Source organism: Pseudomonas sp. S3(2024) (assembly GCF_036861315.1).
Classification (GTDB): Bacteria; Pseudomonadota; Gammaproteobacteria; order Pseudomonadales; family Pseudomonadaceae; genus Aquipseudomonas; species Aquipseudomonas putida_A.
The window spans coordinates 103462-125651 of sequence record NZ_JAZAQQ010000005.1 but is presented as its reverse complement, the minus strand read 5'-3'; the positions used below and the strand labels follow the sequence as shown (position 1 = coordinate 125651).

The following is a 22190-nucleotide window of genomic DNA, read 5'->3' as shown; positions in this document are numbered from 1 at the left end:
CACTCCTACAAGGGATCGCATCCGGGGTTGAATAATATATGGATATCCGTATATTCGGTTTTCCACATGTTCGAGCCCGCCCCCCATGCTCACCCCCACCGAACTGTTCAAAAGCCTGGCCGACGAAACCCGCGTCCGCGCCACCTTGCTGATTGCCGAGCAGGGTGAGCTGTGTGTCTGCGAGCTGATGTGTGCCCTCGACGACAGCCAGCCGAAAATCAGCCGCCACCTCGCGCAACTGCGCAGCAATGGGTTGTTGCTCGATCGCCGTCAGGGTCAGTGGGTCTATTACCGGCTCAACCCGGATCTGCCGGATTGGGTTCACCAGATCCTCAAGGTCACGGCCACGGCCAACGCCGATTGGCTCAAGGACAATGCCTGTCGCCTGCACAACATGGACGGCCGTCCTGCCCGCGAAACCGCGTGCTGTTGAATTTCAAATATCCCCGGAGCTATCCATGCGTGTCCTGTTCATGTGCACGGCCAACAGTTGCCGCAGCATCCTTTCCGAAGCCATGTTCAATCATCTGGCACGCGAGGGCTTCGAGGCGGTGAGCGCTGGCAGTTTCCCCAAGGGCCAGGTGTTGCCGCGCAGCCTGACGACGCTGCAACAGGCCGGTATCGCTATCGACGGTTTGTACAGTAAAGGCAACGACGCCTTTGAAGGCAACCCGCCGGACATCGTCATCACCGTCTGCGACAAGGCAGCCGGCGAAACCTGCCCGGTGTATTTCGGCCCGGCGATCAAATGCCATTGGGGGCTGGAAGATCCCTCCGATGTGACGGGTGACGAGGCCGCAGTGGATGCGGCGTTCCGTGCCACGCTAGCGATCATCGAGCGCCGCTGCGCAACCTTCCTCGGTCTTCCTTTCAAATCACTCAGCCGCGTTGAGCTTCAGCGCGAACTGGATCGCATCGGCTCCCTCTGAGCCGGAGGACGTATGTCAGAGCACCTGCCCAATCTTGATCACACGCTGTTCGAAGGCCGGATCACATCACCTTCGCACGAACACAAACCACGCATCCTGCTGCTCTACGGCTCGACCCGCGAACGCTCCTTCAGCCGTCTGCTGGTGGAGGAGGCCGCACGCTTGCTGGAGCACTTCGGTGCCGAGACGTGCATCTTCAATCCGTCCGGTCTGCCGTTGCCTGACGACGCCCCGGTCGACCATCCCAAAGTCCAGGAACTGCGCGAGCTGGTGCTGTGGTCGGAAGGTCAGGTCTGGTGTTCGCCGGAACGTCACGGCGCGATGTCGGCGGTGTTCAAGGCACAGATCGACTGGATTCCCCTTGAGCTCGGTGCGGTGCGTCCGACCCAGGGCAAAACTCTCGCGGTGATGCAGGTCTGCGGCGGTTCGCAGTCGTTCAACGTGGTCAATCAACTGCGCGTACTGGGGCGCTGGATGCGCATGTTCACCATCCCCAATCAGTCTTCGGTGCCCAAGGCGTTCACGGAATTCGACGAGGCGGGGCGGATGAAACCGTCAGCGTTTTATGACCGCGTGGTTGATGTGATGGAAGAGCTGGTGAAGTTCACCGTGCTGCTGCGCGAGCGCCAGGATTTTCTGGTGGATCGCTATTCCGAGCGCAAGGAAAGTGCCGAGCAACTGATGGCGCGGGTCAATCAACGCTCGATCTGAAATGCACAAACCTTCTAGCCTCAACCCGCCAATTGTGGATTACTGGCCCCAGCCCACCACTGTACGCACGCCATGAGCAACTGGATCGACCTTGCCCGCGACCGGGAAACCGGCATCGAAACCCTGCACGCGCATTTCGCCGGGCACGCGCACGCCTACGATCCGCACTGGCACGAAACCTACCTGATCGGCTTCACCGAGCAAGGCGTGCAGCGCTTCAACAGCCGTCGGGCTCGGCATGACAGCACGCCGGGCAAGGTCTTCATGCTGGAACCCGGCGACATCCATGACGGCGATGCGCCGAGCCCGGACGGTTTCACCTATCGCATGCTCTACCTGCAACCGGCATGGCTGGAGCAGGCGCTGGACGGTTTGCATCTGGGCAGTTATGGCAGCGGCTTGCCGGGGATCGGCAGTGTGCTCAACGATGATCCCGAACTGGCCCGGGCCACCTTGTTTGCGTTCAATGCGCTGCATAAGCAGGACGTGCGCATGGTGCGCGATGTGGCGCTGGATGCGTTGCTCGAACGACTGGCGATTCATCTGTACCGGCGACCGCAACCGACCGCTGCCAACCGCGCGCCACTGATCGCCCGGCAGGCACGCGATTACCTGGTGGCCTACCACGAGCAGGACATCAGCCTGCAAACCCTGGCCGACGTCTGCGGCACCGACCGCTTTCGCCTGACCCGCGCGTTCAAGGCCGCCTATGGTCTGGCGCCGCACGCGTGGCTGATCCAGCTGCGCCTCAGCCGTGGCCGGCAGATGCTCGCCGCTGGCATGCAGCCAGTGGAAGTCGCCAGCCGCCTCGGCTTCGCCGACCAAAGCCATTTGGGCCGCTGGTTCGTGCGTGCCTACGGCATCACCCCAGGCGCCTATCAGCAACGCGCCATTGGCACGTTTCGACGCTGAACAAACGTTCAAGACCACCACGCTGCTCAGCCATCACAGTAGGCCCTGACTTTCTACAGGGCCGTGCCATGCTTGCGTTCATCCTCTTTGCCTTCGTTGCCTCGATCACCCCGGGGCCGACCAATCTCATTGTCCTCAGCACCAGCGCCCGACGCGGCTGGCGACCATGCCTGCCGATCATTCTCGGCGCGGGGGCGGGCGCTGCGTCTTTGGTTTGGGTGGCCGGCGCTGGCGCCAGTACGCTGATGCTGCCCGGCGTGCGCCCGGTGATCAGTGCGCTGGGAATGGGCTGGATGCTCTGGTTGGCGTGGCAGATCTTCACGGCGCCGACCACTGCCATCGATCCCGCCGCCGGCGAGGAAAAACCCGAACTGGGCCTGCTCGGCGCCGCGCTGTTGCAATGGGTCAACCCCAAGTCGTGGATGATGGCGATTGCGGTGATCAGCGTATTTACCGCGCAAGGGCAGGGCTTGAACGCGTTGTGCCTGGCGTTCTTTCTGGTGTCGTTGCCGTGTCTGGCGCTGTGGGCGCTGCTCGGTCGCGGTGCTGCGCGCTGGTTGAGCAATCCGGCGCAGTTGCAGTGGCTGAACCGGATTCTGGCGGTGTTGCTGGTGGTGTCATCCGCCGCTGCGTTGCTGCACAACTGAGGCGATGCGTTGAGTGAGATAGCAGAGTTTTTTTCACAAAATTTGCAGGTGAAGTGAGGATAATGAGCGGGCAATCTGCAGGGTCTTGAGGCTGCGAGGGCAGGGTGGTGCAATCGGTTCGCCCTGCCATTGCGACGAGACCGTCGCTCACGACAATCACGAGGCACGTTATGACTCGCGACACCGCCGTCACCCGTTATGGAAAACTCTCAATCACCCTGCACTGGCTGATGCTGGCGCTGTTCGTCGGCGTTTATGCCTGTGTCGAAATCAAGGGCTTCATGCCCAAGGGCAGCGAAGCACGCGGCCTGCTGATGGGCTTCCACGGCCTGTTCGGCGCGAGCATTTTCGTGCTGGTGTGGGTGCGTCTCCTCGGCCGCTTGAGCCCACGCCCGCCGATCACTCCGAAGCCGCCAGCCTGGCAGACCGGCATCTCGCACCTGATGCACCTGGCGCTGTACGTGCTGATGATCGCCACGCCGATCCTCGCCTGGCTAATGCTCGCTGCCGCCGACAAACCGTTCCCATACTTCGGCTTCCACGTCCCGGCACCGGTCGCCATCGACCCGGACTTCGCCAAACAGCTCAAGTACTGGCATGAAACGCTGGGCAGCGCCGGCTACTGGCTGATCGGCTTGCACGCGGCGGCGGGGCTGTTTCACCACTACTGGGTGCGGGATAACACGCTGGTGCGGATGTTGCCGGGGCGCACGGAATAACACTGACCTCCTTCAACCCCCAATCCCTGTGGGAGCGAGCTTGCTCGCGAAGGCGGTGTGTCAGTCAGCGATGATGCCGACTGACACGACGCCTTCGCGAGCAAGCTCGCTCCCACAGGTTTTTGTTGTGTGTTTGAGTGCTCGGGCTTTAGGTTTTGCATCTGCCTGCCGATGAAATCTGCACGATTTCAACGGATGCCGTTCATGAACAAGGTTGTTGCTCTACTGGCGCTCAGCGCCCTCATCGCAGGCTGTAAATCCAACAGTTCTTATACCCAGGTCGCAGATTTTCCCGCTCTGCGTTGCTTCGCCTACTGGGATGATAAAGCCATCACCTCGCTGGAAGTCAGCTACATCCGCGACCTGAGTCAGAGCGGTAACCTGCCGTGCACGATCATGCTGGGCAACCTGTACGAGAAGGGGCGCGGTGTACCGCAGGACTTTTCCAAAGCCAAGGCCCTCTATCAATCCGTAGCCGATAAAGACGCCAGCGCCTACGGTCAACTTGGGCGCATGGCTGAAGAAGGCATCGGCGGGCCGGTCAATGACACCGATGCGCGGCAGTTTTATCAGCGTGCCGTGAGCAAGCCCGAGCAGCAGCGCAGTGAAGCCAAACTGGCCAAATACATGGAGGTTGGGCGCGGTGGCCCGCAGGACCTGCAAGGCGCGCTGACGCATTACTTCAACGCCACGCAATATCTCGGCGATGACGCGTGGCAAGGCATCGAACGCCTGCGCGCCAAAGGCTTGCCTCTGACGATCGAGCAGCAACAGCGCTACAACAATCTCTTTGTCAGCAGCGTGCAAAGCGGCCTCAAGAAACGCATCACCGCCATAGAGAAGTCTCTGGAGAACAACGTCAATCCGACCTCTGCCAGCAAGCCAGTGCAGGTACAGCTGGAGTACACCCCGGGCGCATCGGCCCCGGTGGTTTCGATACGGCAAAGCTCGGGCGACACCGCCCTTGATCAAAGAGTGATGCAAGGCTTCAGCGATTATCGCTTTCCCGGTGACCCGATCATGCCACCGGGCCAGAAGAGCTATCAGGCGATCCCGGTCGTCAGGACGGACGGCAAGAGTCCGCGGCAGAGATTTGACGAGAGCAGAAAGAACTGAGTCTTCCCTCGATTGAATCACCTCCAACCGTCGCACCTTAAAGCGATATGAACGGATGACCCTCATGAACAAGGCAGTTGCTATTCTGGCCCTCACGATCCTCGTTGCAGGCTGCAAAACCACTCCACCCACTCCTCAGGAAGCAAGTCTCACAGGCACTCGCTGCCTGCTGTTCGCCAAGGTGAGTGACCTTTCCGCCGATCGCGTCGACTACATCCGCGACGCCAGCAACAACGGCAACCTCAACTGCAAGCTTGCGCTCGGCGCTTTGTATGAGTTTGGTCGTGGCGGTTTATCGGCGGATGTGCGCAAGGCGCGCTCCCTGTATGAGTCTGTCGCTACGGTGGACGGCGCCGGTTATGAGCAACTGGCGCGCATGGCCGAGGAGGGCCGCGGGCAGGCGCCCGACGCTGTCGAGGCGCGACGGCTTTATCGGTTGGCGCTCGCACACCGAGAAAGCTTCAACAGTGAGTTCGCGCTGGCCCGGTTGATGGAAGAGGGCCGAGGTGGCCCGCAAGACCTGTCCGGGGCGCTGACGCATTACCTCAACGCCACCCAGCAAATCGATGACCAGGCGTGGGCCGGTGTGCAGCGGGTTCGCGCCCAGGGGTTGACCCTGACTGCCGAACAGACACAGCGCTACAACGAAAAATGGTACGACGCTGTTAGCACCAGTCTCGCAAGTACGGTGTACGACACCGAGTTGCTGTTGAACAGACAGATCAAACCCGGCACCGCGAGTAAACCAGTCACGTTGGAGGCGAAAGGCAAACCCGGTTCGCTGGTGCCGCAACTCACCTTGGTCGAAAGTTCTGGCAATCACGACGTGGACCAGGCCGTACTCAAGGCCCTCAGCGAATACCGCTATCCCGCGCTGCCGATCCTCAAAGCAGGGCAGGAATCGTGGTCATCCGAATTCCCGGTGAAGGTCGGCGTGAACTGATCGGGCTGGCCTGGCCACTTGCCGGAACAGCGTCCCGCGTCCACTCTATGACCTGCCGACAAGGAGCGTCCGCCGACCCTCCGTCGTGACCCAAGGGAGCTGGCAGCATGAGCGAAGACAACAAGGTAAAAGGCCCGGCGTCGTACTTCCCCTCCATCGAAAAGAAATACGGCCAGCCCATCGATCACTGGCTGAACCTGCTCGCCGGCATCACCGACAAGAAACACATGGAACTGGTGGCGTGGCTCAAGGATGAACACGGCATGGGCCACGGCCATGCCAACGCGCTGGTCGCGCACCATTTGGCCGCAGGCAAAAAGTGAGGGCAGGGCAGCGATGAATTTCTCCCACCGGCCAGTGACGGCCGACGACGTCAAAACCCTGTGCGGCTTTCCGCAGGGCGTTCAAGAGTTGTACTTCATGTTCCCGAAAGCGCAGTACCCGCTGACGGAAGAACAAATGCACACCGCGATCAGCCAACGCTTCGACTCCACGGCGTTTCTGGCCAACGGCGAGTTCGTCGGTTTCGCCAACTTCTACCGTGCCGAGCACGACGGGGTCTGCTGTATCGGCAACGTCGTCGTCGCGCCTTACGCCCGTGGCCAGGGCGTCGCTCGCTACATCGTCGAAACCATGACCGCGGTCGGCTTTGAAAAGTATCAGGCCAGGGAAGTGCAGCTGTCCTGCTTCAATGAAAACACCGCAGGATTGCTGCTCTACCCGAAACTCGGCTTCGTCCCGTTCTCCATCGAAGAACGCCCGGCACCGGGCGGCAGACGCGCAGCCCTGATCAACATGACCCGCCACCGACAATAGCCATCCCCCCGATCCCTGTGGGAGCCGGGCTCGCCCGCGATGGCGCCAGCCCGGCCAGACGTGCTCCCGAGCCTTGCGCAGAACCTGTGGGAGCTAGCCTGCTAGCGAAGACTCCAGCCCAGTCAAAACGAGTTCCCGAGCCTGACCGCGAACCTGTGGGAGCGGGCTTGCTCGCGAAGACGCCAGCCCAAACGACACCGTGCTGCATCCATAAACACGATCATCCAGGCACCCGATGACTCAAACCTCCTCACCCCTAAGCTGACGGCTCATCAGATCGCAACTCGCCGACCACGACGTCAACCACTCCGGCATCTCCGGCGACTGTTCAGGCAACCCCAACTCCCTGACGAACTCACCCGGCGCAATCGTGCCTTTCGCCGACCGAAACAGCCCGCGCATGACCACCACCCCGATCACCCGGCCCTTGCTCACGAAGCGATGCTCCATGAAGCTCCATTTGTCGTCCCAGCCAAGCATCCGGCTGTGAATTTCAAACGCTTCAAACAGCTTCAGTTCACGCCGAAATTTGCCCCAGGTATCGCCAACGATCGGCAACGCTTTAGCGCGCAACGCCACCCGAAACGCGCCACTGCGCAACACAAAATCCATGCGCCCGACATCAGCCATGGTGAAGTAGCGACCATTGGTGACGTGCCGATTCAAATCGAGATCCAGCGGCCACACGCGCATGCGGATAACGGTGGATTCCAGCGCATTGACCGGCTTGCGCCACGGTCGGCGGAAAAGCATGCAGAGCAATCGAAACCACAGATTCATCAGTACGTCAGCCAGTTGAAAAGAGCGCTGCACTCTAGCGAGCCGGGCGATGGCGAGGTAGGTGCGTAAATGACTTTTTTGGACTGAACAGTGCATTCCGATCATTGCGGGGTGGGTGCTGGATCGGTAGCCCGTTCAACCGGCGGATAAACAGGAAATAATCGCGGTGTTTAAACGAAGCCTGCCGTTACCACCGAAGCCCTACAACGCCTTGCGCCATCGCCTACGAGTACGCCAGAATCCGCCGGCTTGTGCGTCTGGCGCGCCCTCCGTACCTTGATTCCTGTCACTGCTCATCAGTGATCGGGTCTGCAAGCCCGCCGGAAAACCAGTCGCATAGCTACGCCAAATGGACGCTCGTTCGGGTCCACAAAATGGCAGCTTTGTGCGGGAGACCTTCGGGTCTGCCGGGTTCCTGGTTTCCCGGTCTTGCAGACCCGCGCACAGCTGCCACCCATCATCTGCAAGTGATGCTGGTAGCTCCTAATGAACAATCAGGAGCTTCACCATGATCAAACCAACACCCAACCCGCCAGAAACCGACCTCGCATCGCCCTACGAATCCCTCGATTCCAAAAAACTCCACGAAGCCGCCGAACGCGCCCTCGACCATTACCTGTCCCCGGCCACCCAAATCATGGCCAGCCCGCACAAACCCGAACCCATGTACCTCGCCAACCCGAAGTGCGACACCGAATCCCTGCTCGCCAACGCCAGCGAAACCCTCGGCTCCGCCAGCGAAATGCTCAACAACTTCGCCGCCATGCTCGACACCTCCCACCGCAAAACCGCACTGGGCATCGCCCAGGTCGTCATGCTCGGCGAACTCGCCGTAAACCAGGCCCTCGACAACGTCGAAATAGCCCACTGACCACCCCGGTGCGACGAGCCCAAACCCTCGTCGCACCCAGCAATTTCAACCGAGCTGGCACAGAGCCACGCCTTGCGCCTCCAAGCCTCGGCTGTCACCCTTCGGCCCGTTCTTCAAGGATCAGAACAAGGAATCAAGGATTGAGTGGCTACGTTCCCAACCCCCCGAAAAACTACCGCTACGAAGAAGCCAAACCCGTCGACATTCATGCCCAGCGTTGGGCTGAGTACGAGAAACACGGGAAAGAACCTGCGCGCGAGCCTGAGAAAATCGGCATTGCGTTGAGGATTGGGGTGTTCTTTGATGGTACTGGTAACAATGCGAACAACACGGCAGCAGGGTTGCTGTGTGGTGCGCAGCATCCGATTGCGCCGCAGGATATTCCTGCTAGCTGTCAGCCCTATATGGGGGATCCGGACAGCAGCTATGGTGCTGGCCCTACCAATGTTAAAAAACTGAGTGAGCTTTACGACGCCCCAGAGGGAGCCGAAGGTGAGGGGCTCCGAAAGCAAGCTTTCCGCATGATTTATGTAGAGGGCATTGGTACCCAAGCGGGTAAGCAAGATAGCACCTTCGGAGGTGGCACTGGGCGAGGTGAGACCGGAGTTGCAAGTAGGGTTCAGTCTTCGTTTGCATCGATCAAATTACGTATCAAAGAACTCTTGAACGATAACCCGGGTAGCGAAGTGACTTCGCTGACCTTCGACACATTTGGATTTAGCCGGGGTGCAGCTGCTGCCCGGCACTTTTGCAATGAAGTCGTGCGTGGCAAGCAAGGTCCCTTAGGTGAAGTGCTACGTAGCAATCCTGAAGCGTTCAGCAAGACCTTTATTGATCAATACAATGCCGATATCAGAATGGGCTTTATTGGGCTGTTCGATACAGTTCCGTCTATAGCTGGCTGGTCCAATTTCGGCAACGTGAAAAGCCCCATTGCAACGGGCATCAAGCTTTACCTGGATCGTCGTTTTTTCACCGATGTCGTCCATTTGGTCGCGCGTGATGAATGCCGAGGCAACTTTGCCCTCAGCCGTGTAAAACCTGCTCATCTGGAGATCACTTTGCCAGGTGTTCACTCCGATATCGGAGGTAGTTATCTCGACGAAGCGCAGGAATGTGTGCTTGTCAGCCCTATGCAAGCACTAGAAGTCCCTCTCCAAACGGATGTTCTCACCACTTCGATTTACCGCGATGCGGTGACAGTAAAAAATCAGTGGATCGCGGATGGCTGGCCGTCCGAGATGCTGGAAATCGTCACGCCACCTGCGCTGCTGATGCCGAACAGTCCGCAAGACCGTATGAGCCCACGTGTCAAACACGTGTATGCCGCCGTACAGCTCAAGCGTCCGGTCAGTGGCTTGCTGTCCCGAGTCTATCTGCGTGTGATGCATAAAATGGCGAAGGACAAAGGCGTTCGGTTCAACGACATTTCAGACACGCCTGATCTGGCGCTACCGTCAGAACTTCAAGCTATGTGTGATCGATTTGTCTCTGGTGACTACAGAACTACGCCAGAAGAAGAGCGAATGCTCAAACTCAAGTACATTCACACGTCCGCAAACTGGAACCATCCACTAGGCCGAAGAGATGGAAGCGGTGTGAGAGCGGTGTACATCAACGCCCCCACCCCTGACGGCATACGCGTACAACATCCCCACGTACCCGACTGGACGCTTTTTTGATGAGACTTCTAACAAGCCTGCTCTGTGCAGTCCTCATGACCGGTTGTCATGCCGATCCGCTTTCAACAAAAAATGATCCGAAGTCTCCATGGTGGGAGCTTGCGTTCACCGAGCCTCATTACATGAAGGTTTGGGTAGAGGACACCGCCGTAGAAGACATCAAGGGCGAGACGTTCTTGCACACTGGCGGAGGATCCGCATCAGGCGGCCAACCGGAAGACGGCACCGACTCTGCTCGTGGTTGGCACGGCGTTGGAAGCACCGGAAAAAGTGTTGTTGGTGCGGATCTTCCCAAACGGATCTATGTCCGTTGGCAATCAATTGTTGAACCCCAAACGTACAAGGCCTGGGTAGATATCCCAGAGGAAGCCAGACAACTCATGCTCGAGTCCGTCAATCAGCGCTGCGCCAAAACACCCGAACAAGAGGGGCGCTATAACGCGTCTCTCTACTTGGGTCTGGCGCCCGGTGGTGTCGTGCAAGTCTGGGTTCGAGACTCATGCCACCATCCTGTCAAAGTCGCCAGAGCACAGGCAGAGGTCGAACCGCTGGGGCCTAGTCAAGGTAAGAACCAAGGGCGCTATGCGTATCCCGTCAGCGAAAAGTCTAAGCGGTATATCGAGAAATTCGGCATTCCGTACGGGAGTTGGTAACCCGTCCGCCAATGAAGCAATTTATATTAATTTTGAGCGTTCTACTGGTAGCAGGATGCCAGACTACGGACCCACTTTCTGCCGAGAACGATCCGAAGTCCGAGTGGTGGGGGCTGGCTTTCACTGAACCTGATTACATGAGGGTCTGGGTAGAAGACAGCTCAGTTCTTGACATCAAAAACAGGACTTTTTTCAAGGCAGGCGGAAGCACCGCTGCCGGAGGTGAACCAGAAGATGGCACAGAGTCAGCCCGTGGTTGGGGCACGGTCAGTGGTTCCGGTATTCCGGTAACCGGTGCCGATCTTCCCAAACTCATCTTTGTTCGTTGGCAGTCCATATCAGAGCAGAAAACCTACAAGGGTTTCATTGAAATTCCAGAGTCAGCGAGGCAATTGATGGTGGATTCAACGCACCAGCGTTGCCCGGAAACTCCTGAAAGGACCGCTCGATACATGGCTTCGCTTTACGTGGGGTTGGCCCCGGGTGGGGTACTTCGAGCGTGGGTAAGAGACTCATGCCATCGCCCGATTCAAGTCGCTCATGCTCAAGGCGAGCTTGAACCGCTAGGCCCGGAGCAAGGGAAGCACGGCGGGCGCTATGCCTATCCAGTCAGTGAAAAGTCTAAGCGGTATATCGAAAAATTCGGCATCCCTTACGGTAGTTGGTAGGCGGTAAACCTATGAAGTTAAGCATTGTGGCGGTATGCGCGTTGTTACTGAGCGGCTGCCAGTCTGCCTCTCCGCCTTCCGTAAAAAACGACCCGAAATCCGATTCGTGGGAGCTTGCGTTCACCGAACCCTATTACATGAAGGTTTGGGTTGAGGACAGTGCCGTCGAAGACATAAACGGCAAGCTATTCACGCGGACGGGAGGAGGCACAGCCGCTGGTGGTGAACCAGAGAATGGCAAAGAGTGCTCGCGCGGTTGGCATGCGGTGGGCGCGGCTGCGAAACCAGTGATTGGCGCTGACTTGCCCAAACGCATTTACGTGCGCTGGCAATCCATTGTCGAGCGGCAGACCTATAAGGTTTGGGTAGATGTGCCTGAAGAGGCCAGGCAACTGATGGTGCAATCGGTCAGTCAGCGCTGCCCGGAAACACCGGAGGAACAGGCCAGCTACAGCGCATCTATTTATCTGGGATTGGCTCCAGGGGGCGTTGTACAAGTTTTTGTTCGGGACGAGTGCCATCGCCCTGTCAAAGTCGCCAGAGCGCAGGCAGCGGTTGAGCCGCTGGGGCCTAGCCAAGGAAAGAATCAAGGGCGATATGCGTATCCCGTCAGCGAAAAGTCCAAGCGGTATATCGATAAATTCGGCATTCCATACGGGAGTTGGTAAACGGTAAACCAATGAAGCTATGCATTGTGGCGGTATGCGTGTTGTTCCTGAGCGGTTGCCAGTCTGCCTATCCGCTATCCGTAAAAAACGACCCGAAATCCGAATCGTGGGAGCTTGCGTTCACCGAACCCTATTACATGAAGGTCTGGGTTGAGGACAGTGCCGTCGAAGACATAAACGGCAAGCTATTCACGCGGACGGGAGGAGGCACAGCCGCTGGTGGTGAACCAGAGAATGGCAAAGAGTCCGCGCGCGGTTGGCATGCGGTAGGCGCGGCTGCGAAACCAGTGATTGGCGCTGACTTGCCCAAACGCATTTACGTGCGCTGGCAATCCATCGTCGAGCCGCAGACCTATAAGGTTTGGGTGGATGTGCCTGAAGAGGCGAGGCAACTGATGGTGCAATCGGTCAGTCAGCGGTGCCCGGAAACACCGGAGGAACAGGCCAGCTACAGCGCATCTATTTATCTGGGATTGGCTCCAGGGGGCGTTGTACAGGTTTTTGTTCGGGACGAGTGCCATCGCCCTGTCAAAGTCGCTAGAGCGCAGACAGAGGTTGAGCCGCTGGAGCCTAGTCAAGGTAAGAACCAAGGGCGCTACGCGTATCCCGTCAGCGAAAAGTCCAAGCGGTATATCGATAAATTCGGCATTCCATACGGGAGTTGGTAGTCGTGGCAATTGAGTAGTTGGGTCGCTTTGGCAATGAGAATGCTCGTAACCCTGTTGGGCGGCTAGATCGTCACTGATTGCCGTATCACAAGCACCAACTCGGATGAGTACGACCCCAATTATCCTTGGTGGGAGTTGGCATTTTTCAAACCCAACGTCATGAACGCGGGGGTTGGAGACAGCTCCGTAGAGGACATCAACGGTAAAATCTGATATCGACAAGTACGGCATTCTGTTTGGAAGGCGGTAGCCGTCACCTGATGAAACAACTTACATCGATACTTTGTGCACTGTTGATTGTCGGCAGCCAATCAATCAATTCGCTTTCAGCAAATAGAGACTCTAAATTTCCGTCGTGGGATCTTGATCTACTGAAACCAACTAAATGAAGGTCTGGGTTTAAGACATGTCGTGGAAGATATAAAGGGCAAAACATTTCTGCGCACTGGTGGTGGGGAGGATCGGGGGGGCGGAATGAAGACAGCACAGAATCGGCCAGAAGTGGAGCGACGTGGGCGTTTCTGCAAAGGCGGTGGTTGGCTCTTCAATGAATATATAGCAAGAAAACGTAGGCTCTGGTGAATATGAACTTAAGTTTACTAGGGAGTATACCCTCTGCAAGCCAAGGTTTAGAATTTATAGAAAATAACTTCGTACTCTCCACCTCCAATGAACTGTTCATGGTTTCATAGACGACAGAGTGGCGGTGCTCCGAGCTTTCCGTCTAGATGTATGCTCGAAGCACTTCGGGTCTTGGTCTCTATTGTTTGAGCGTTCTAATAAAACGGTCCTCTAAAATTTGACGAACTCTACCTAGCTCGGCTGCGGAATCTTCGTGGTCTTTTACTTTGTTTATGTGTCGACTTTTCAAACATCCGGGAAGCTCCATTATTGGCTTTCCCAATAAGGTTCCATCGACACGCATAAATTTAAGAATGAAACTAGAGAAAGAGCGTATTGAACCGGTTTCGGAAAGCAAGTTGTTGTTATTTTTTAGCCAAAAAATCAATTGGCTTAGATTTTTTGCAGAATAAAGTATTGCAATGTCCGAGTGTTTGGTTTTTTTTATGTCTTCTAGTTCGTTTCTATACTTCCTTTCCCTCAGCTTATTTTTTCTTGAAGAAATCAACATTGAAGGGATCATAAGCGCATAGGATGAAAACATGATTGACGCCATTCCTACGCCAATGCGAGAGCCAAGTGTAGGCGTTTCTACGTCAAATATCTTTGTTGATAAATATGTTCGAAATAACCAGTCTACTATATATCCTATTGCTGCGCTGGCCAACAATAATGCTGCCCCGAATAGCATTGTAGTAAATATGATTTCTAAAAAATTTTTGCTTATTAGATGGTCGGAAATCCAGTTTTTAACGTCGTTGAGTCCTATTTTTCTTCCAAGGTGTCGTACAAGAAAGGGACAAAACATAACGCAGTATGTAAGCATTAGGAGTGACATCGCGCTGAATATGGTGATGGTCATGCCAGAGGGATCTTTAATTAACTCTATGGTACATACAAACCACACAGAAAGTAGCATGAAAAATGGAAGTAGTAAGTCAAAAAATATAGGTGTGGTTTCTCGATTGGTGCTTAAATTGCTATCTGTGCTTTCTGATTTTAATAGTTTTCTTAGTAGCTCTCTGATTGGAGTGAATGGAATAATTAACTTAATGCTTGAGCCGACTTTTTTAAATAGTCCTAGGTTTTGGCGTAGTTGGTTTCCTCTAGATACCACGAAGCTTGCCCCCATGTTTGCAGGGAGTCGAGCTGCTAATGCTTCGATTGTTAGCTGGTCTGCACGATTTTTAGCTAGAATCACTTGATCGGAAAGCATTTGCAAGACAGCCGTTCTTGCTGCTTCTGGGAGTTCTGAAGTAAAAGTGGCCTGTCTAAAAGCATGTAAGCGTTCTGACTCTGTGCCGTGATTAAAAGTTTCGACAAGGTATTTAACCAATGTGTTTTGTGGGAGAAGTCCTCCTAGGCGCAGTACTTCACAGCGATCCCAAGTATCGCCTTTCAACCAGCGTGGCGCTAAAAAATCGTTTATAGCCGATGAAAGTTCTGAAGGGGTATCTTCTAGGCGACGAGCCAAGCCTTCTTGTAGGAGGCTAAGTAGTGGGACGGCTATTTCAGAGGTCCAATCAAAGTACCCTAAATCAGCAGGCAGCGGCGGAAGGGTAAATGTTAATGGGCTCTGTTGTGCCGTACAGTCTTCAAGAATTTGACGGGCGTGATTTAATAAGTTGGTTAATTCTGCTGGGTTACGTGTTTGTAGTAGCGTGACTGTGTATTCTCGCCAGCGAGGTTCTGTTAAAAGATCTTTCGCCGAAATGGCTTCTGGATTTCGAGCCAAATAGCGAACGAATAAAGCTTCCTGATATCGACGATGAGCAAATGCAAATCTGCGATCACCTTGCGCCGCATTTGGTACGTCTGCACGACCAATTTTGCAGTCCACCAAAGCTGCAATAATACGCTCGATCAACTCTTCTGGAATCTGATTTGCCGGTAATCTTGCAATAATTTGGTCTAGCGAAGGTGCTAAGCTTAATGTGTCGTCTTCTGCAAATAGTCTTGCTAAATGTTCCGCTCCGGTAATTAACTGGTCCGGTATTAACTTATATTTGCGAAGCAAGTATTCTGGTTCTCTCCTTGCGAGCCTCTCAATGTGTTGGAGAAGTATGTCGTGATCGTTGTTGGGAGCGTGATGCTCGTCTCGCACGTAACGACATAACAAAGTCAAAAATAATGGTGTGGCGCCGATGCTGCTATGCGAACGGGCAAGGTGTTGCCGCACCAAACTCATATGCTGTGTATCAAGAAATGAATTTTGTATTAATTCATCTTGTTTTTCACCGCTGAGTGGTAATATGCGTAATTTCTTCCAAGGTAGTGCTTCTGGCCCTTTAAACTCACGAGAAGCCAAAATGCCCTTACATTCCCCCATGCCTTCAAGAAATTGTCGAATTGCTTGGGAGTAATGCCGGACCACATTACTTCCTGCCTCGGAATGAAGGACAGCAGGGATCTCGTCAAAAGAGTCAAATAAGAATAACCATATCCCTCTGTTGCAGTAGTCTTCCCAGTTCTCTCTTACGTAAGCAGAAGTGTCAGCATCGCCGCGGCGTATATTATCAAGTACGAATTCACGCACGCTATTGGCATTAACTGCGGTTATGTGGCTGCTTTCCATTTCGCGTAGATTAATATAGAGCGGAACGGTTGCATTCTTGTCGTTTGATTTTCTTCCTTGTTCTGAAAATTGTTTGGCTAAATGTCGTAACGCTACACTCTTACCTGACCCGGGTTCACCTACGAGCTGCATAGCTCGCTCGGTGCTAGATGTAATTGCACGGATTAAAGATCGTTCTTTGCGCAGGCCGAAAGATTTCTTTCTACGCAGTCTATCCCAAGCTGTAGCATAGTATCCACCTTCGGTTTCAACTTCTGCTTCAAGATCAGTAAAGTGTTGGTCGTTCCAGTTTTCGGCTTTGGCCAAGTAAGCTAAGTCTGCATCAAGTACAGAGCAAAATTGTTTTCGTCTTCGCACGCGTGACTTATTAGTCGTATTAAGCCACATAGGAAGGCCGCTTGATTTATATGCTTCAATAAATTTTGCTAAATGCTCAATGGCGCTACCAAATGCTTTGAGGGCGATTATTAGTATAATTCCAGAAATGGCTACTGTTACAAAAACTAGTATTACCCAATGCCATATATCTTGAGGGTTTTCAGCCTTCCATAACAAATTAAATGTTCTCTCGGCGAATTCGAGAGATTTTTCAAGGGTACTCTGTGTGCTATCTTTTGTAGCCATGCTAATTCCTTTTGTGGCTGGCTCGTTTGCGGAAATAATTCCTATAAATAAAGTTGGTAGTGCGGATTTTCAATTGAGCAATTTGGTTTGATTTTATTTGTTTGGTTTTGATTAGTATAATTTCTCAAGAGGTTGGTTCTTGTAGGGCTGCAAGATGTAGAATTTTTCTACATCAATTTTTTATCTCGGCATCGTTAACGATGATATCGAGCGCAATACTAGCTGAGGCTTTCCCATTAATCATCACCTGAATCCCATGTTTTCCCGTATGATGCTTCCGCGTCGTAAAATCCCGAATCATCTGCCGCCTCCCCACAACCACTTCCCCAAACCCCGCCAACTCCACCGTCTTCAACTTGAAAACCTTCCCCGACACCCCGCCATTCGCCTTCACATAGTCAATCGCATAATCAATCACCAACCGCTGCTCATGCGCCACTGTCGACTTGATCGTAAACGACAACGTAATCGCTTCCCCCAGCCTCACCACCGCCGGTTCAACCCGCACATCCAGCAACTCAACCTCAGCCTTGGCCCCCGCACCAATCACCGTCAGCGCACGCAGATCGCCCTGTTTGATCAAGCTGCGCAGCGCATGCTTGGCAATCCACGCCGTGTGTTTGTTCTCCAGCGGCCAGCCTTCAATCGTGTCCAGCACCCATTCCGGATGCTCTTTGGTCACGTCGTTCAGATGGTTCGCCACGGATTTGCGCACGTACAAACTCTCGTCGGCTTTCAATCGATCGAGGATTCCGGCGGCCAGTTGCGGGTTGGCTTGCACGGCTTCGAGGCGGAATGACCAGGGCAAGCGGGGGCGGGTGCCTTCGCTGGCGAGGCGGCGGATGTGGTGGTTTTGGTCTTGGGTCCAGTCGTGCATGAGTTCCAGCGAGCGTTCGAGGTCGCTGCGCAGGAAGTGGCGGATGGCGAATTCGGAGGAGCCGAAGGTGGTGAAGTATTTGAGTGCTTGCATCGAGGTCTCGAAAGCGTGGCTGCCGTAGCTGGCGACGTAGTGCGGCAGGCACATGCTGACGAATCCGCTGTTGAGGCGGGGGGCGAGTTCGCGCAGGACTTCGAGGGAATCTTCGTAGTCCAGTGGCAGCACGGCGTGCAGGCTTTCGCTGACGCGGGCCATGCGTTGCATCACCGACAATTCCGCCAGCCCTTGGTTGGCGTGCTTGAGAAACGCCTTGGCCTTGAATGCCGGGTACACGGCGCTCATTTCGTTGGCGATGTGTTGCAGGCGTTCGGTGTTGAAGATTTCCTTTAACGCCGGGGCGGCGGTGTCGGTGCTGCTCATGGTCAGGTCATCGGGGTGCTGACGAACGCTTCGAGGGTTTCGGCGTACGCGGTGTATTGGGCGATGTGCGGATAGCGGCGGGTGTCGATCTGGTCGGGGACGACGAGGTCGGTGAAGCTCCAGGCGACGGCGAGGCTGATGCCGGCCTGAGTGAGGGTGCCGTCGGTGGGCAGGCCGGTTTTTTCCAGTTCCTGTTCGAGGGCGGTGAAGGCGGCGGCGAGTTGACCTTCGACGCGCTCGACCCACGGTTGATATTGAATGTCGGCCGGGCGCAGGTTGCGTTCGTAGTAGAGCTGCACGGCTTTTTCGCAGGCGGCGAGGCTGAGGCCGATCAGGCGCAGGGCGTGGGCGCTTTGTTTTAGGTCGCTCGGCAGCAGGCTTTTGCCGCTGGCGGCTTCGAGGTAGTCGAGGATGAGAGTGGAGTCCATCAGGACCACGCCGTCGTCGAGGATCAGCGTGGGCGCCTTGACCACCGGGTTGATCTGCTGGAATTGCTCGAAGTGGCGGAACACCGAGACCGATTCATGTTCGAGGTCGATGCCGAGGCGTTTGGCGGAGATCGCCACGCGGCGCACGTAAGGGGAGTCCAGCATGCCGATCAGTTTCATGACGCGTTCCTTCAAGTCGAACCGGTGGGAAGGCATAACCTAGCCGAGCCTGAGGCAAATGTCAGTCGTCAAAACCGGCTTGTTCGTGAATCTCGTCCACATTCAATTCCAGTCGATACGCCACCGCCACGAACAGCGCCTGACACAAACACAAGGTCGCACTCAACGAACGAAACGCCAATGCGCTGCCCTCATTCACCAGCAGCAGGCTGTTGGCGTTTTTGGCCAAGGGCGAGAGGTGGCTGTCGGTGAGGATCAGGGTGCTGGCCTGTTGCTGGCGGGCGTAACGCAGGCAGTGCTGGGTTTCCTTGGCGTAGGGGGTGAAGCTGATGGCGATGACCAAATCACCGCTACGCACGCTGCGCATCTGTTCGCGATAACTGCCGCCCAGCCCGGAAACCAGGTGAATGCGCTTGTGAGTGTGTTGCAAGTTGTAAACGAGGTAGTCGGCGACGGCGAAGGAGCGACGCACGCCGACCACATAGATGTTGTCGGCGTTGACGATCAGGTCGACGGCTTTTTCGAACGCGACGTCGTCGAGTTCGCGGCCCAGGCGTTCGATGCCGGAGCGGGTGGCGTCGATGCATTCGCGGGCGAGGTCGCCGTCGCTGGCTTGTTGCGACTGGTTGGCGATCATGCTGCGGATGCGTTGCTGGTAGTTGTGCACCGGCGAGGCTTTGTGGGTGTAGGCGGCGCGGAACAGCGCCTGCATTTCGCTGAAGCCGCTGAAGCCGAAGCGTTGCGAGAAACGTACGATGGCGGACGGATGCACCTCGCATTCCCGGGCGATGTCGCTGATGCGATCGACCATGATCCGGTCGCTTTGCTGGCTCATGTAGCTGGCGATGCGTTTGAGTTGGCGCGGCAGGGTGTCGTATTCGTCGGTGATCAGTTGCAGCAGACGCTCGGCATTGATCGGGGGGCTGGCGAGGGGGCGCTCGTCGTTGGCCGGCAGATCGGGGCGGGGCATAAGTCTTCCTTTAGGCTGATCAAATCACACAAAGTGCTGGGTTGTGGCTGATGTTAGGAGGGCTTTTGGGGTTCTGCTTGGCTGAAACGATGCACCGGAAGTAGAAAAAATCGCGATGAGACGCCAGCGGTTAGCCGTTTGTCTTCTATATACAGCCGTTGGACTGAATTTCTTGCTATAAACGCACTCCGATGACCGCCATTAAGCCTGTGTCAGACCCGTTTACGGCTGTTGTCGGACAAATTCCCGGTATTTACAGTTGCTGAGGCCTCAAACGGGCCTTAGACTGCCGCCCCTTCGTAAATTGAGTGCCGGGTGGCGTTTGCAATAAACGATGCCTTTTCGTCGACCGGACACGGTTCGCCGGAACGCTCCCTATTTCGCCTTAATGCACGTTTTTTTATAGAGATATCAATGACAAAGGACAAGTTGCTGGCCATGCCGGCAGATGACTACATGAATGCCGAGCAACACGCTTTCTTCACCGAGCTGTTGCAGAACATGAAAGTCGAAACCCACGAGCGCATTGAGCAAAACCGTATCGCCATCGAAAGCCTGGACACTCCGGCCGACCCGGCGGACGCGGCTTCGGTTGAAGAAGAGCGCACCTGGCTGGTGAACGCGATCGATCGCGACCAGCGCATGCTGCCGCAACTGGAACAAGCCCTTGAGCGCATCAAGGAAGACAGTTTTGGCTGGTGCGACGACAGCGGCGAGGCCATCGGCCTGAAACGCCTGCTGATCAGCCCGACCACCAAGTACTGCATCGAAGCTCAAGAGCGTCACGAGCAGATCGACAAGCACCAGCGTCAGGCCTGATTCCATGGCTGCCCCCTGAATCGGGGGCGCCTGCAAAAGATCGCAGCCTTCGTCAGCTCCTACACGAGCTGACGGGGCTGCGATCTTTGCTTTTGCTCGTCTGCGATATGTTGCGCGCCGTTCCATTGACCTGCTGCAGACTCCACGACTAACGGACCATGGATAATGGCGTTCTAGTGGCGTTTAATGCAGTCACAACAATGAGAACAAGCGTGGGGTGTTGAAATGACGAGAGATGGATCTCTGGTTGGGGCCTTGCCCGCACCAGTGCTGTTGCCGAAAAACCGCTGGATCGCTCCGACCCTGCAAAGCATCGCCCTGATGCTGTTGCTCGCCGGCATGACGCTGGGTGGATGGTCGCTGTACATCGGCCTGCCGCTGGCGGTGCTGATTGTCTGGCTGCCGCGCCTGCGCTCGCGGGTCACCCCTGATGCTGCGCCTGTCGATGCCGGCAGCGCGATTGCCGAACTCACCCGCGATCTTTCCTACACCACCAGTCATAACGCACTGTCAGCCGCCGGTGTGGCGTTTTCCGTCAAGCAACTGGCGAGCAAACTCGAATCGCAACTCGATGCGGCGGCGCAGATTGTCAGCAACGCCGAAGTGATGATCGCCACCGAACACGCCACTTCGCAGCTCAGTCGTGAAGCGCTGGACGCCGCCAGCGAAGCGCATCACAGCAGCGCGGCGGGGCGCACCGAACTGGTGGATTCGATTGCACGCATGCATCAACTCAGTCAACGCGCGAATGCCAGCCGTGAGCTGATCGAAGCCCTGAGTCTGCGCAGCGATGACATTCAACGGGTGACGCTGGTGATTCAGTCCATCGCCAGCCAGACCAATCTGCTGGCCCTCAACGCCGCGATTGAGGCGGCGCGGGCTGGCGAGCATGGCCGTGGTTTTGCGGTGGTGGCGGATGAGGTGCGCGGTCTGGCAGCGCGGACTGCCTCGGCGACCGGCGAGGTCGGGGAGATGGTTGCCGACATTCAGCAGCGTACGGCGCAAGTGGTGGAGCAGATCCGCGAGCTGTCCAGCGATCTGCAGACCGGCGTCGAGCAGGTCGAGAACACCGGCCAGCATCTGGAGAACATCGCGCGGCTGGCGGCTGGGGTGGAAGGTCAGGTCGGCGAAATCGCCCGTGGCGCGGAAACCAATCGCGAACAACTCGACAGCCTGTTCAAGGCCATCGAGCAGATGCGCAGCGATCTGGCGATCAGCGATCAGCAGACCCGACGCCTGGCCGAGGCCGCTGTGCAGATGGAAGGGCAGGCGGAAACCATCAGCGAGCGTCTGGCCGAAGTCGGTCTGGATGACTATCACCAGCGCGTCTATGACCTGGCGCGTGAGGGCGCGAGTCAGATTGCGGCGCGGTTCGAGGCGGATGTCGAGCAGGGGCGGATCAGTCTTGAGGATTTGTTCGACCGTCAATATCAACCGATTCCCGGGACGCAACCGGCGAAGTTTCAGACCCGTTTCGACCGCTACACCGATCAGGTATTGCCGGCGATTCAGGAGCCCCTGCTGCCGCGCCATGAGGGGTTGGTCTTCGCCATCGCCTGCACGCCGCAGGGTTATGTGCCGACGCACAACCTGGCGTTCAGTCAGCCGTTGACCGGTGACGCGCAGGTCGACGCGGTGGGTAACCGCACCAAACGCAAGTTCGCCGACCGCACCGGGATCCGCTGCGGCAGCCATCAACAGGCGGTGTTGCTGCAGACCTACACCCGTGACACCGGGGAGCTGATGCACGACTTGTCGGTGCCGATCATGGTCAAGGGTCGGCATTGGGGCGGACTGCGCCTGGGTTACAAGCCGGAGAATCCGCGCTGATAGATTGTTACCGCTCGCGCAATGAATCTGTGCACGGGCGTTGCTGTTTCCTCTGCGATGAAG

General features: G+C 56.2%; 23 protein-coding genes. 18 read left to right on the top strand and 5 right to left on the bottom strand.

Annotated features, from left to right (window positions below; translation table 11 throughout):
- Positions 1-85: 85 nt before the first annotated feature.
- From VLA07_RS14725 to VLA07_RS14680, 10 genes are all read left to right on the top strand, one after another.
- Positions 86-433, top strand: coding sequence for a metalloregulator ArsR/SmtB family transcription factor (locus VLA07_RS14725; protein ID WP_095136524.1), 348 nt, complete (start codon positions 86-88; stop codon positions 431-433).
- 25 nt (positions 434-458) lie between these two features.
- The gene (locus VLA07_RS14720) at positions 459-929 is read left to right on the top strand and encodes an arsenate reductase ArsC (RefSeq protein WP_047597636.1); all 471 of its coding nucleotides are present in this window, start codon (positions 459-461) and stop codon (positions 927-929) included.
- 12 nt (positions 930-941) lie between these two features.
- Positions 942-1640, top strand: coding sequence for an arsenical resistance protein ArsH (arsH, locus tag VLA07_RS14715; RefSeq protein ID WP_333989544.1), 699 nt, complete (start codon positions 942-944; stop codon positions 1638-1640).
- A 72-nt stretch (positions 1641-1712) separates the two neighbouring features.
- A complete protein-coding gene (locus tag VLA07_RS14710; protein ID WP_095136521.1) occupies positions 1713-2552 on the top strand; it encodes a helix-turn-helix domain-containing protein in 840 nt (279 codons plus the stop codon).
- A gap of 68 nt (positions 2553-2620) precedes the next feature.
- On the top strand, positions 2621-3199 hold the full coding sequence (locus VLA07_RS14705) for a LysE family translocator (protein ID WP_333989543.1): 579 nt from the start codon (positions 2621-2623) through the stop codon (positions 3197-3199).
- 170 nt (positions 3200-3369) lie between these two features.
- Entirely contained in the window at positions 3370-3918 is a 549-nt protein-coding gene (locus VLA07_RS14700) for a cytochrome b (RefSeq protein WP_098964407.1), read from the top strand.
- A 204-nt stretch (positions 3919-4122) separates the two neighbouring features.
- Positions 4123-5034 (top strand): tetratricopeptide repeat protein, encoded by a 912-nt coding sequence (locus VLA07_RS14695; protein WP_333989542.1) that lies wholly within the window; start codon positions 4123-4125, stop codon positions 5032-5034.
- A gap of 55 nt (positions 5035-5089) precedes the next feature.
- Complete coding sequence (locus VLA07_RS14690; protein ID WP_333989541.1) at positions 5090-5977, top strand: tetratricopeptide repeat protein; 888 nt, start codon at positions 5090-5092, stop codon at positions 5975-5977.
- A gap of 107 nt (positions 5978-6084) precedes the next feature.
- The gene (locus VLA07_RS14685; RefSeq protein WP_150368900.1) at positions 6085-6300 is read left to right on the top strand and encodes a DUF4287 domain-containing protein; all 216 of its coding nucleotides are present in this window, start codon (positions 6085-6087) and stop codon (positions 6298-6300) included.
- A 13-nt stretch (positions 6301-6313) separates the two neighbouring features.
- Positions 6314-6793, top strand: a complete 480-nt coding sequence (locus tag VLA07_RS14680; protein WP_333989540.1) for a GNAT family N-acetyltransferase — start codon at positions 6314-6316, stop codon at positions 6791-6793.
- A 240-nt stretch (positions 6794-7033) separates the two neighbouring features.
- Here the strand turns inward: VLA07_RS14680 and VLA07_RS14675 are convergent, their stop codons facing one another.
- Complete coding sequence (locus VLA07_RS14675; RefSeq protein WP_095136509.1) at positions 7034-7573, bottom strand: thioesterase family protein; 540 nt, start codon at positions 7571-7573, stop codon at positions 7034-7036.
- A 508-nt stretch (positions 7574-8081) separates the two neighbouring features.
- Between VLA07_RS14675 and VLA07_RS14670 the strand changes: the two genes are divergently transcribed.
- The 6 genes from VLA07_RS14670 (at position 8082) to VLA07_RS14645 (ending at position 12783) form a co-directional block, all read left to right on the top strand.
- Positions 8082-8444 carry a DUF6124 family protein gene (locus VLA07_RS14670; RefSeq protein WP_096796364.1) on the top strand — a complete coding sequence of 121 codons (363 nt, stop codon included), beginning with the start codon at positions 8082-8084 and terminating at the stop codon, positions 8442-8444.
- A gap of 140 nt (positions 8445-8584) precedes the next feature.
- Positions 8585-10126 carry a T6SS phospholipase effector Tle1-like catalytic domain-containing protein gene (locus tag VLA07_RS14665; RefSeq protein ID WP_007966883.1) on the top strand — a complete coding sequence of 514 codons (1542 nt, stop codon included), beginning with the start codon at positions 8585-8587 and terminating at the stop codon, positions 10124-10126.
- Entirely contained in the window at positions 10126-10779 is a 654-nt protein-coding gene (locus VLA07_RS14660) for a DUF2931 family protein (RefSeq protein WP_096796366.1), read from the top strand. The genes VLA07_RS14665 and VLA07_RS14660 overlap by 1 nt, the downstream gene beginning before the upstream one ends.
- 11 nt (positions 10780-10790) lie before the next feature.
- A complete protein-coding gene (locus VLA07_RS14655) occupies positions 10791-11447 on the top strand; it encodes a DUF2931 family protein (protein ID WP_096796367.1) in 657 nt (218 codons plus the stop codon).
- Between the two features lie 11 nt (positions 11448-11458).
- Positions 11459-12115: a DUF2931 family protein gene (locus tag VLA07_RS14650; protein WP_333989539.1), complete on the top strand. Its 657-nt coding sequence runs from the start codon at positions 11459-11461 to the stop codon at positions 12113-12115.
- An 11-nt stretch (positions 12116-12126) separates the two neighbouring features.
- Positions 12127-12783: a DUF2931 family protein gene (locus VLA07_RS14645; protein WP_096796369.1), complete on the top strand. Its 657-nt coding sequence runs from the start codon at positions 12127-12129 to the stop codon at positions 12781-12783.
- Between the two features lie 760 nt (positions 12784-13543).
- Here VLA07_RS14645 and VLA07_RS14640 read toward each other — a convergent pair.
- The 4 genes from VLA07_RS14640 to VLA07_RS14625 all read right to left on the bottom strand — a co-directional run bounded on the left by VLA07_RS14640 (position 13544) and on the right by VLA07_RS14625 (position 19478).
- Positions 13544-16603 carry an NACHT domain-containing protein gene (locus tag VLA07_RS14640; protein WP_333989538.1) on the bottom strand — a complete coding sequence of 1020 codons (3060 nt, stop codon included), beginning with the start codon at positions 16601-16603 and terminating at the stop codon, positions 13544-13546.
- A gap of 172 nt (positions 16604-16775) precedes the next feature.
- The gene (locus VLA07_RS14635; protein WP_333989537.1) at positions 16776-17900 is read right to left on the bottom strand and encodes a DNA alkylation repair protein; all 1125 of its coding nucleotides are present in this window, start codon (positions 17898-17900) and stop codon (positions 16776-16778) included.
- A gap of 2 nt (positions 17901-17902) precedes the next feature.
- Positions 17903-18508, bottom strand: a complete 606-nt coding sequence (locus tag VLA07_RS14630; RefSeq protein WP_333989536.1) for a glutathione S-transferase — start codon at positions 18506-18508, stop codon at positions 17903-17905.
- A gap of 61 nt (positions 18509-18569) precedes the next feature.
- A complete protein-coding gene (locus tag VLA07_RS14625; protein WP_115989509.1) occupies positions 18570-19478 on the bottom strand; it encodes a MurR/RpiR family transcriptional regulator in 909 nt (302 codons plus the stop codon).
- Between the two features lie 414 nt (positions 19479-19892).
- On the opposite strand from VLA07_RS14625, the gene VLA07_RS14620 reads away from it, so the two are divergent.
- Together VLA07_RS14620 and VLA07_RS14615 are read left to right on the top strand one after the other, a co-directional pair.
- Positions 19893-20297, top strand: a complete 405-nt coding sequence (locus tag VLA07_RS14620) for a TraR/DksA family transcriptional regulator (RefSeq protein ID WP_003225981.1) — start codon at positions 19893-19895, stop codon at positions 20295-20297.
- Between the two features lie 225 nt (positions 20298-20522).
- Complete coding sequence (locus VLA07_RS14615; protein ID WP_333989535.1) at positions 20523-22127, top strand: methyl-accepting chemotaxis protein; 1605 nt, start codon at positions 20523-20525, stop codon at positions 22125-22127.
- Positions 22128-22190: the final 63 nt, after the last annotated feature.

What these genes read in the sequence shown, in the direction of transcription:
- VLA07_RS14630 (WP_333989536.1), bottom strand. Translation starts at nt 18,508, where the DNA reads ATGAAACTGATCGGCATGCTGGACTCCCCTTACGTGCGCCGCGTGGCG.
- VLA07_RS14650 (WP_333989539.1), top strand. Translation starts at nt 11,459, where the DNA reads ATGAAGTTAAGCATTGTGGCGGTATGCGCGTTGTTACTGAGCGGCTGC.
- VLA07_RS14690 (WP_333989541.1), top strand. Translation starts at nt 5,090, where the DNA reads ATGACCCTCATGAACAAGGCAGTTGCTATTCTGGCCCTCACGATCCTC.
- VLA07_RS14700 (WP_098964407.1), top strand. Translation starts at nt 3,370, where the DNA reads ATGACTCGCGACACCGCCGTCACCCGTTATGGAAAACTCTCAATCACC.
- VLA07_RS14655 (WP_096796367.1), top strand. Translation starts at nt 10,791, where the DNA reads ATGAAGCAATTTATATTAATTTTGAGCGTTCTACTGGTAGCAGGATGC.
- VLA07_RS14675 (WP_095136509.1), bottom strand. Translation starts at nt 7,573, where the DNA reads ATGAATCTGTGGTTTCGATTGCTCTGCATGCTTTTCCGCCGACCGTGG.
- VLA07_RS14615 (WP_333989535.1), top strand. Translation starts at nt 20,523, where the DNA reads ATGACGAGAGATGGATCTCTGGTTGGGGCCTTGCCCGCACCAGTGCTG.
- VLA07_RS14705 (WP_333989543.1), top strand. Translation starts at nt 2,621, where the DNA reads ATGCTTGCGTTCATCCTCTTTGCCTTCGTTGCCTCGATCACCCCGGGG.
- VLA07_RS14710 (WP_095136521.1), top strand. Translation starts at nt 1,713, where the DNA reads ATGAGCAACTGGATCGACCTTGCCCGCGACCGGGAAACCGGCATCGAA.
- VLA07_RS14620 (WP_003225981.1), top strand. Translation starts at nt 19,893, where the DNA reads ATGACAAAGGACAAGTTGCTGGCCATGCCGGCAGATGACTACATGAAT.
- VLA07_RS14670 (WP_096796364.1), top strand. Translation starts at nt 8,082, where the DNA reads ATGATCAAACCAACACCCAACCCGCCAGAAACCGACCTCGCATCGCCC.
- VLA07_RS14720 (WP_047597636.1), top strand. Translation starts at nt 459, where the DNA reads ATGCGTGTCCTGTTCATGTGCACGGCCAACAGTTGCCGCAGCATCCTT.
- VLA07_RS14685 (WP_150368900.1), top strand. Translation starts at nt 6,085, where the DNA reads ATGAGCGAAGACAACAAGGTAAAAGGCCCGGCGTCGTACTTCCCCTCC.
- VLA07_RS14680 (WP_333989540.1), top strand. Translation starts at nt 6,314, where the DNA reads ATGAATTTCTCCCACCGGCCAGTGACGGCCGACGACGTCAAAACCCTG.
- arsH (WP_333989544.1), top strand. Translation starts at nt 942, where the DNA reads ATGTCAGAGCACCTGCCCAATCTTGATCACACGCTGTTCGAAGGCCGG.
- VLA07_RS14695 (WP_333989542.1), top strand. Translation starts at nt 4,123, where the DNA reads ATGAACAAGGTTGTTGCTCTACTGGCGCTCAGCGCCCTCATCGCAGGC.
- VLA07_RS14625 (WP_115989509.1), bottom strand. Translation starts at nt 19,478, where the DNA reads ATGCCCCGCCCCGATCTGCCGGCCAACGACGAGCGCCCCCTCGCCAGC.
- VLA07_RS14645 (WP_096796369.1), top strand. Translation starts at nt 12,127, where the DNA reads ATGAAGCTATGCATTGTGGCGGTATGCGTGTTGTTCCTGAGCGGTTGC.
- VLA07_RS14635 (WP_333989537.1), bottom strand. Translation starts at nt 17,900, where the DNA reads ATGAGCAGCACCGACACCGCCGCCCCGGCGTTAAAGGAAATCTTCAAC.
- VLA07_RS14660 (WP_096796366.1), top strand. Translation starts at nt 10,126, where the DNA reads ATGAGACTTCTAACAAGCCTGCTCTGTGCAGTCCTCATGACCGGTTGT.
- VLA07_RS14640 (WP_333989538.1), bottom strand. Translation starts at nt 16,603, where the DNA reads ATGGCTACAAAAGATAGCACACAGAGTACCCTTGAAAAATCTCTCGAA.
- VLA07_RS14725 (WP_095136524.1), top strand. Translation starts at nt 86, where the DNA reads ATGCTCACCCCCACCGAACTGTTCAAAAGCCTGGCCGACGAAACCCGC.